Below are 2,157 nucleotides of genomic sequence, written 5' to 3'. Positions count from 1 at the left end.
GTTGGACGATGTGGGCAACCAATGGTTCATTGGCTCGCCTGTCAATACGTATTACGATTTGAAGAAAATTGGGATTTTCCAGAATACCGAAGCCGACAAAGCCCTCATCAAACAATACAACGACAATGGCGGCAGCTTCGCACCGGGCGAAATCAAGATTCAGGACACGAACGGCGACAACAAGATTAACGCCGACGACCGCGTGATTCTGGGCAGCGCGGTACCGAAGTGGATCGGCTCCCTCAATACCAGCGTCGAGTACCAGGGCTTTGACCTCAATTTTTTGATTTTCGCCCGCCGGGGCCAAATGATCAATGTTTACCAGAATCTGGAATACGAGGCCCGCAACAACTGGTTGAATGTGGACTACTGGACGCCTAACAACCCCACTAATTCTTTCCCCAGGCCCGTGGCAGGTCGTCGGGTACCGCTCAACGGCAACGTGATACGCTACCAGGACGGGTCGTTCGTGCGCGTCAGGAACATCACGCTGGGCTATAAACTGCCCGCTGCCGTACAGAACCGGCTGCGTACCTCTAACTTCCGCGTGTACGTGTCGGCTTTGAATCCGCTGCTAATCACCAAATTCCGTGGACCTGATCCCGAAGGCTCCACCGGACTCATCACGCCGAGCGTGACGACCTACATGCTGGGTGTTAACTTGACCTTTTAATCGTAAATCGAGCAAAAAAATGAAAAAGTATATTCTGATTTTACTGGCGGTAGGCTGCTTTTCCTGCGAGGATTTTTTGGATGAGAAGCAGGTATCCAACATTAGCTACGAATTTTATAATACCGAGAAAGGCATCGAGGCCCTGGTGTGGGCCGCCTACGAACCGTTACGCTTCTGGTCCGGGGAGCCGGGTATCCGGCTGAGCAACCTGGGTACCGACATCGGCACCAACACCCGCGTGTCGTCGGGCAATGAGTTTCACCTTTATACGGCGGATATCAATTCCACCAACGGCAATTTCAGTAGCCTTTGGAACAATTATTATAAGGGGATCAACTCGGCCAATATCGCCATCAATCGGCTACCGAATGTAACGGCAACAGGTGCCTTGCGTACCGCCGAGGCCAAAGTGAAACGTCAGGCCGAGGTACGTTTTCTGCGGGGCTACTACTACTTCATGCTGGTGCAGACTTTCGGCAAAATACCGCTGCTGCTGGAAGAAAACCTGGTGGTGAAGGATGATTTCGAACGGGCAGCGGTGGCTGACGTATATAAGGCGATCATCACGGATTTGGTTTATGCCGCCACCAACCTTCCCGAAACTCAGGCCGACTACGCCCGGCCCACCCGCGCGGCGGCCCAGCACCTGCTGGCCGATGTGTACCTGACGCGCGGCAGCGCGGTGCAGGACCAGCGCGGCCAAAAGCCCACCGACATGGACAGTGCGGCCTTCTACGCTGAGAAAGTTATCGCCTTCAAAGGCGGCCTGACGCCGGACTTTGACGACGCCCACCGCTTCGACAACGAAAAAAACAAGGACGTACTGTTTGCCATTCAATATACCCCCAACACCATCGCCAATGGAGGAGGCAATAATTCGCATCTATTCTATGTGGCGCAGTATGACAACATTCCCGGCGGAGGCATGGATCGCGACATCTTGAACGGCCGGGCGTACGTGCGGCTGATGCCCACGGAGTATCTGTTCAACCTCTTCAACCGCAAGATAGACTCGCGTTTTTACAAAGCGTACAAGACGGTCTTCTTTGCCAATACCAACAACGTTTCCAAAATTCAGAAGTGGACCGCTGCCAGCGCACCGAGTTCCGACCTGGTGGGAAAGCCCAAGTTTGCCAAAGGCGACACTTCCATCGTCTTTACTTTCGACAAAGGCATCAGCGATGCGGAAATCGCCAAAAAGCCCTACGTGTTTTTTCCCAAAAACAAATGGACAGACCGCTTCTTCCCCCATTATCAGTACATGCTCGACCCGACCCGCATTGGCGTGAACGATATGGACGGGCGGCTCGACTTCAAGCTATTTTGGCTGGCCGAGACGTATTTGATTGCCGCCGAAGCCTATGGCCGGAAAGGCAACTACGCCAAGGCCGCAGAGTACCTCAACGTGGTGCGTCGCCGCGCCGCTTATAAGGAAGGGGAAAAGAAAACCTTCCATTTTTACAAAACTGACGGGGGCAGTGTGG

1 protein-coding gene and 1 pseudogene are annotated in these 2,157 nt (G+C 53.7%); both read left to right on the top strand.

Features of this window, described 5'->3' with window-relative positions:
• Positions 1-673: pseudogene (locus ACEW8P_RS16670) on the top strand (SusC/RagA family TonB-linked outer membrane protein); the annotation flags it as partial.
• A 19-nt stretch (positions 674-692) separates the two neighbouring features.
• Positions 693-2,157, top strand: a 1,465-nt coding sequence (locus ACEW8P_RS16665; RefSeq protein ID WP_373514204.1) for a RagB/SusD family nutrient uptake outer membrane protein, incomplete at its 3' end; no start/stop codon positions are given.

The organism is Persicitalea sp. (assembly GCF_041751555.1).
GTDB lineage: Bacteria > Bacteroidota > Bacteroidia > Cytophagales > Spirosomataceae > Persicitalea.
The sequence above is the reverse complement of the archived record's forward strand: the minus strand, read 5'-3'. Positions and strand labels throughout refer to the sequence as shown.